Annotated in this window: 5 protein-coding genes; 2 read left to right on the forward strand and 3 right to left on the reverse strand. The window is 71.0% G+C overall.

Annotated elements, in window-relative coordinates; genetic code table 11:
- Positions 1–49 precede the first annotated feature (49 nt).
- The gene (locus tag VFZ09_RS30405) at positions 50–976 is read right to left on the reverse strand and encodes a transporter (RefSeq protein ID WP_329731201.1); all 927 of its coding nucleotides are present in this window, start codon (positions 974–976) and stop codon (positions 50–52) included.
- Positions 977–1,102: 126 nt separating this feature from the next.
- Between VFZ09_RS30405 and VFZ09_RS30410 the strand changes: the two genes are divergently transcribed.
- Both VFZ09_RS30410 and VFZ09_RS30415 read left to right on the forward strand, forming a co-directional pair.
- Positions 1,103–1,837, forward strand: a complete 735-nt coding sequence (locus VFZ09_RS30410; protein ID WP_329731202.1) for a hypothetical protein — start codon at positions 1,103–1,105, stop codon at positions 1,835–1,837.
- A 270-nt stretch (positions 1,838–2,107) separates the two neighbouring features.
- Positions 2,108–3,529 carry a reverse transcriptase family protein gene (locus tag VFZ09_RS30415; RefSeq protein ID WP_329731203.1) on the forward strand — a complete coding sequence of 474 codons (1,422 nt, stop codon included), beginning with the start codon at positions 2,108–2,110 and terminating at the stop codon, positions 3,527–3,529.
- 23 nt (positions 3,530–3,552) lie between these two features.
- Here the strand turns inward: VFZ09_RS30415 and VFZ09_RS30420 are convergent, their stop codons facing one another.
- The gene (locus VFZ09_RS30420) at positions 3,553–4,494 is read right to left on the reverse strand and encodes a DUF2381 family protein (protein ID WP_329731204.1); all 942 of its coding nucleotides are present in this window, start codon (positions 4,492–4,494) and stop codon (positions 3,553–3,555) included.
- Positions 4,495–4,601: 107 nt separating this feature from the next.
- The gene (locus VFZ09_RS30425; RefSeq protein WP_329731205.1) at positions 4,602–6,383 is read right to left on the reverse strand and encodes a serine/threonine-protein kinase; all 1,782 of its coding nucleotides are present in this window, start codon (positions 6,381–6,383) and stop codon (positions 4,602–4,604) included.
- Positions 6,384–6,833 lie beyond the last annotated feature (450 nt).

Genomic DNA, 6,833 nt, shown 5'->3' on the forward strand with positions numbered 1-6,833 from the left:
CGGGCATTGTAGCCCTTCCCCCGGGCACGCATCAGGGGATTGGGGGGACTCAGTCGTCCCAGGTGGTGAGCAGTCCGGGGACCTCGCGGGCCAGGTTGCCCGCGTTCACGTTGCCCGAGACGTCCAGGCCCACGCCCACGCCCACGGCCGCATAGGCCTTGGCCTTGAAGTGGGTGAAGCCGGCCTCGAACTCCGCGCCCGCCATGGCGCCCGCCGCCGCGGTGACGCCCAGCTTGCCCTTGGCCACTTCATTGCCGTTGATGGTGGTGGTGATTTCACCGGACAGGCTGCCCTTGGCGCCGGCGAAGCCCTCGGCTCCGGCCGTCACGGACACGCCGTCCTTGCCCACGTGCACCTTGAGGTTGATGGAGCCGTCGATGCCGACGTTGCCCTCGGCGCCCAGCTTCACCTTGACGGAGATGTCCTCTCCGTTGACCTTGAACTTGAACTCCTTCTCGGCCGACCCCTCCGCCTTGACGAGGTTGGCCTCCACCTCGAGCTTCAGGTTGATGTCGACGCCGCTCAGGCCCTTGGTCTGGACGTTCGCCTCGCCATCGACCTTGAAGCTGGGGCCCGTCACCTTGCCGCTGACGTCCACGCCGCCCGGCAGCTTGCCCTTGCCCTCGGCCAGGGTGGCGCCGCCCGCCTCGTAGAGGGGCTTGGAGTCCTTGCCCTTGGTGGACAGGAGCGTCGTCGTGCCCTGCGGGGTGACCTTGCCCTTCTGGGTGGGTTTGGTGTCCTTGCCCTTGTAGTCGTACTGGTCGCGCGTCCCGGTCTTCTTGTTGTCGTACGTCTTCGACTTCGTCGTCGTGGACGTCTGCTCGTTGGAGCGGGTCGTCGTGGTGGTGACGCGGTTCTCCTTCACCGCGCTCTTGGAGGAGCCATTGCCCGTCGTCGCCTTCTGCCTGCTCACCTCGATGCCGCTGCTGCGGGCATTGCTGTAGACGTTCGAATCAGAGCGGCGGATGGGAGGCATGGAGGTTCTCCGGCGGGAGCCACGAAAAAGGCCCGGAATTCTACGCTGACCCCATTATCGCGGAGTCGCCACGGGAGTTGCGTGATTCCGGCCGATTTTTCCGGGGAGCATGGCATCGTCCTCGGGATGACCTCGAACCGAAGGCGTTCCAAGGGGGTGTGGCTGGCGTTGGGATTCGCGGCCCTGGTGTCCGGCGCGCTCGCCGTCGCCATGGGGTACTCCTCACGCGTGGCCCGGGAGGAGGCGGGACAGGCGGAGTCACTCCCCGTCCTGGAGGCTTCCACCCTGGGTGGAATGGCACCGGGAGAGACGGTGCTGGTGGGGGGGCGGCTGGCCAGCGACAACCCCGTGCGGTTGCGCCGGTACGTGGCGTACCTGCACTTCGAGCCGTACCGGGACACCTCGGGGAGCAGCGCGCGGACGCGCTGGCGGGTGAGGGAGCGCGTGACGCCGCCCCTGCTGCTGGAGACGGGCTCGGGGCGGGTCCGCATCCGCAACGAGGACTATCAACTCGGGGCGGCCACGAAGGAGCCCGGGGAGCTGGACGAGCGGGGCCCCACCTCGTGGCGGGACGAGAAGGACGAGGGGGCGTGGGATCCATCGCGGCCGTCCACGGGGACCCAGTGGTACACGGGCTTCGAGGCGGGCCAGGACGTGGTGGTGCTGGGCTCGCTGGCGAGCGGAGGGGCGGCGCCGGAGGTGAACGCCACCCGCGTCTTCGGTGGCACGAAGGCGGAGCTGGTGGCCTCGGCCCGGAGCTCGGCCGGGTTCTTCCAGATCGCGGCCTGGGTGCTGGCCCTGGTGTGCGCGGCGGCGCTGCTGGGGTTGGTGTGGCCCCTCTTGGGCCGCTCGCGACGCTGATCACCCTCCGCCGGAAGGAGAGGGAAGTGGGGCGAGCAGGCGCGTGTCCTTCCCACCCCGTCCGGGTTGTGGTGAGCTTGTCTCCGGTGCTCCTGGGGTCGCGTGCAGCCAGCCTTCCGTCCGCGATGTCACGTCGCGGCTGCTGACGTTACCCATTGAAGAACGATGCAGTACGAGGTCTGCCTGCGGGCCTCCCGACCTCGTCTGCCTCTGCCGTGCAGGTGGCGGCGGCTCCAGGAGCACCGGTCTCCTCCTCGCCGGGTACAGCGCATGAACCTCGCCAGCCTCCTCCTCGAGCTCAAGCCCCTGCTGGCGGACCCCGACGCGAACTTCGAGCGCATCACCGAGCTGCTGGAGCGTCACCAGGACCTGGCCGAGTACGAGGTGGCGCGCTTCTTCGTGAGCCGCCACTGGCAGGCCCCCGTCGAGCGCAGGCTGCGCAGCGTGGACCCGCGCGAGCGGCTCCAGGGCGTGCGGCAGCTCCCGCTGCTCTTCTCCAGCACCACGGCGGCCCGGTGGCTCCGCCAGCGCGTGAAGGATCCCGACAACCGGGTGGCCCAGAGCGCGCGCTCCGCGGTACGCAAGCTGGGGCTCGCGGACGTGGCGCCGCCGGATCTCCGGGGGGACCCCCGCTACCGCCATGGTGCCGTGGGCGGGTGGAACCCCACGGGCTGGAACTTCGGCCTCTTCGCGAACCAGATTCATGGCTACAGGCGGCGGGTGAAGCGTCCGCCCCCCACCTCGGGCGAGCTGCCCGCGCTGCGCACCCGGGCCGATGTGGCGCGGTTGGTGGGCGTGGACGAGTCCGCGCTGGACGCGCTGATGCGTCCGGGCACGGAGGCGGGCTCGGGGTACGTGGAGTTCGAGGTCCCCAAGCGCTCGGGCGGGGTGCGCCGCATCTCGGCGCCGCGCCAGGCGCTCAAGGAGGTGCAGCGGGCCCTTCTCGACCAGGTGCTCGCGCGCATGACGCCGCACCCGGCCGCGCACGGCTTCATCGAGGGCCGCTCCACGGTGAGCAACGCGGAGCCCCACGTGGGCGCCACCGCGGTGGTGCGGGTGGACCTGGAGGACTTCTTCCCCACGGTGCACTACCGCCGGGTGAAGGGCCTCTTCCTGTCCCACGGCTACGGGGACGAGGTGGCCGGGGTGCTCGCCGGGCTCACCACGCACCGCGCGAAGCTGCCGGATGGGACGGTGGTGTGGCCGGGCGTGCTGCCCCAGGGCGCGCCCACGTCGCCGGCCATCGCCAACCTCGTCTGCCGGCGCCTGGATGCGCGCCTCACCGCGCTGGCCGGGAAGTTCGGCGCCACCTACACCCGCTACGCGGACGACCTGTCCTTCTCCTTCCGCGCGCCTCCCGAGCGCCTCGGCCGCTTCTTCTGGTGGCTCAACGCCATCCTCCAGCAGGAGGGCTTCACCGAGAATGGCGCCAAGCGGCGGGTGATGCGCCAGGGCTCGCGCCAGCGGGTGACGGGCCTCACGGTGAACCAGAAGGTCTCCATCCCCCGCGAGGAGCGGCGGCGCTTCAAGGCCATCCTCGCCAACTGCCGCGAGCACGGCGTGGCCTCGCAGGCCAGGGGCCGGCCGGACTTCGAGCGCTGGCTGGAGGGCTACGCGGCCTATGTCCGCATGGTGCACCCGGAGCTGGGCGCCCGCTGGCAGGGCGAGGTGAAGGCGCTGCTCGGGCGATGAGGGCCCGGCGGGGCCCGGTGGCGCTATGGGAAGGTCACGCCGTCGAAGCGCTCGCCTCCGCCGCTCGCCTCCTGGCTCCGCAGCTTCAGCGAGAAGGTTCCGCGCGCCTCCTGTTCGTCCATCTCCACCTCCACCCCGATGCTGCCTGACTTCCCCGGGAGAATGGGCTCCCGCTGCCACGCGCCGAGCACCTTCCACTCCTCGCCCTCGGGCCCCACCAGCACCGCCCCCGCCAGCGTCCAGGGCATGCTCCCGGTGTTTTGCAACTCCAGTTCCACGGCCAGCCGCACCACCTCGCGCTCACCTTCCGCGCGTGTCGTGCCGGAGCGGTAGCTGCGTGCGCTGACGCTGGTGAGCGTGTTGCCTGGAGGCGAGGTGACGCTCCGGGTGATGTTCTTATCGGTGATGCCACCCTCACCCAGCAGCTGCTGAGCGAGCAGGCTCAGGAACCCCACCTGCCCACTGCACCGCGTCTCCAGGCGCGCCTTGTCCTCCTGGCACTGTCGCGCTTCCGCCCGCGCCTGCTGCTCGCCCTCGCCGCAGGAGGCGGGCGGGCGTGGCTGGCGTGTCACCTCCACCTGCCGCGCGGCCTCGGAGGGGTGCACCACCAGGGAGAAGGTGACGTCCGCCGGGGCCGCGCCGTCCTGGAAGGAGACCGTCATGGGTACGCGCTCTCCGCGCATGAGCGTTCGCGAGGGCACGAGTGTGAGGCCCGCCTCATCCTCCATCACCCGGAAACGCTCCCGCCCGGCCACTTCCACGCGCCCCACTTTCGCGTCGAAGAGGAAGCTGGTGGTGAGGCCCGGGTGGATGCACACCTCGAGTGCCTCTCCGTGCATGTCTTCCGTCAGCTCCAGGTGGCGCGTCCCCGTCACACAGCCAGATGGGGCGGACAGTGCGGAGGCGTCCAGGGGGGCAGCGAGCAACGCGAGTCGCAACAGGGCAGCGGAGGACAACACGGGCATGGGGCAGGAGTCTCCCGAGGACGTGGACAGAACCGCGGGAGTGGGGCTCTACCATACCTCCTGCCCGGTCGTGTCCGGCCCACCACCGTCCCGCTTCCCGGACGCCCCTATTTGAAGCGGTCCACCACCCGCACCCGCGCAACGGGGTCCACCATCATCTTGCCCGGCGGGCTGCCGGGCTCGATCTCGAGGCCCACCTTGTTGTCCGTGTCCAGCAACTCCAGGCACACCGGGTACGTCACCCCGTTGGGCGTGCGTGCCTCGGTGAAGCGGCCGTACACCCGCCCCTCCTTGACGTAGAGCCGCCCGGAGACCCGGGTGTTGTCCGGCAGCGCGAAGCGTCCTCCATAGCCAAAGCGATCGGCTCCCGCATCCCAGTCGCCCGCGAGGTAGGCAGGAGTGTCTTCGTCCACGCGCACATACCTGCCGCGCACGTCGCTCCACTCCACGCTCTTCTTTTCTCCCAGGCGGAAGCCAAGCGTACCCGTCATGGTCTCCAGGGCCCCGGCGGGGCAGGCCTGGGGAGGCGGGGCGGGGCGCTCGGGGGGCACCTGCTGCGCGGCCCCCACGCAGGACTGCAAGGCGGCGCCGGTGAGGCCGAGACACGCGTTGCGCATGGCGGTGCCCCGGCGCTTCGGGGCGGCTTCGAGCTGGGGGCCGGGGGTTGTCTGCGGCGGCTGCTTCACGGGAGCACTGTCCTTTCGGGGCGCCAGCGGCGGGGCGGCGGCCGGGGGCGGAGGCGCCTCGGGCAGAGGCGCGGCCACGGCCCGCACAGGTTCCGGCGCTGGCCTCCCCGGCGCCACTTCCTGGCTGGAGCCGGGCCACCACGCCCCCAGCACCACGGCCAACCCCACGCCCACCGCCGCCAACAGCCGGCCCCAGCGCACCCAGGGCTTCACCGGCCGCCGCCGCTCCGGGTGCAGCACCTGCTTCCAGTCCACGTCCGCGCGGGCCCTCACCTCCTCCAGCGCCGCGTGCAGTGCCACCGCGCCCGGGTAGCGCGCCTCGGGCGTCTTGGCCAGCAGCCGCAGGCACACGTCCTCCACCGCCCGGGGCACGTTCGGGTTGACGAGGTGCGGAGGCAGGGGCGGCTGGTGCAGCACCGCCTCCACGTCCTCGCCCCCGTGCTCGGCGGGCCGGAAGGGAAAGCGGCCCGTCAGCAGCCGGTAGAGCACCACGCCCACCGCGTACAGGTCATCTCCTGGCCCCGCCCGGTAGTGCGCGCCCGGCTCGCCCGCGTGTGCACGGCCATAGGCCCACGCCTCCGGCGCGCGGTAGGGCAGCGTGCCCGGGGGAAACATCCCCTTCGTCAGCGTGGGGTCTCCCTCGTGGTAGCCCGCACCGAAGTCCACCAGCACCGCACGGCCCGTGCGCTGGTGCACCAGGATGTTGGCCTCCTTGACGTCTCGGTGCACCACGCGCGCCTCGTGCACCACCGCCAGGCCGCACACCACCTCCAGCACCCGGTCCACCACCTCACCCATGGTGCGCCCGGGGGCCAGTCCCCACGCGTCCAGGGTGGTGCCTTCAATCAACTCCATCCTCAGCCACACGTAGCGCGGCTCGTGCTCGGGCCACTGGCCCGCGCCCACCTGGCGCCCGAGGTTGGGGTGGCGCAGGAGCATGCCCAGCGACAGCTCGCGCCAGGCCCGCTCGGCGCGCTCCGGGCTCACCTCCAGCGGCAGCACCTTGAGGGCGAACAGTCGGCCCTCGGGGCTGCGTACGCGGTAGACGATGGCGAAGCCGCCGCGGCCCAGCACCCCCTCCACCACGTCTCCGCCAATGCGGGTGCCGGGCGGTAGCGGCGGCGTCTCGAAGGGATGCTGGGCGCCCGCGCCGTGCGGGGGGACGGGGTTCTCGGGGCTGGGGGAGGGAGAATGTGTGGACATGCGGGGCCTACCTCGTAGGACCTCAACTTAGCAGGTTACGCGGCCCTCCAACGCACGGGACGCCTGGAGCGCCTCGCCTCGCGTCACTCGTTGACGTCAATAAGTATCACACATCTGTCTACATTGCTCGTTGACGTCAACGAGTGGTGTCCGGCGGCCCGGTGTCACGTGGGCGGCCACCTTCTGCGTATTCCGGCCATCGTGAGCACCTATGCGAACGGATGAGCAATTCATCCGATGCGCGCACGCGGGGGAGCCATTGCGCATGCACCCCCGAAAAGCCCGGTGTCGTTTCGCCCTTCAGCCGCGGTGCCGCTCGGCCACGCGGTAGAGCCAGGTGAGGGAGTAGTCCAGGAGTGACTGCCGTGAGCGCATGTAGTTGCGGGCCCGGACGAAGGGAAGCCACACGCGATTGCCCACGAGGACCTGGGACTCCTCGAGCTTCTGGCG

Origin of the sequence: Archangium sp. (genome assembly GCF_036277355.1) — a bacterium.
Classification (GTDB): Bacteria; Myxococcota; Myxococcia; order Myxococcales; family Myxococcaceae; genus Archangium.

What these genes read in the sequence shown, in the direction of transcription:
- VFZ09_RS30405 (WP_329731201.1), bottom strand. Translation starts at nt 976, where the DNA reads ATGCCTCCCATCCGCCGCTCTGATTCGAACGTCTACAGCAATGCCCGC.
- VFZ09_RS30410 (WP_329731202.1), top strand. Translation starts at nt 1,103, where the DNA reads ATGACCTCGAACCGAAGGCGTTCCAAGGGGGTGTGGCTGGCGTTGGGA.
- VFZ09_RS30415 (WP_329731203.1), top strand. Translation starts at nt 2,108, where the DNA reads ATGAACCTCGCCAGCCTCCTCCTCGAGCTCAAGCCCCTGCTGGCGGAC.
- VFZ09_RS30420 (WP_329731204.1), bottom strand. Translation starts at nt 4,494, where the DNA reads ATGCCCGTGTTGTCCTCCGCTGCCCTGTTGCGACTCGCGTTGCTCGCT.
- VFZ09_RS30425 (WP_329731205.1), bottom strand. Translation starts at nt 6,383, where the DNA reads ATGTCCACACATTCTCCCTCCCCCAGCCCCGAGAACCCCGTCCCCCCG.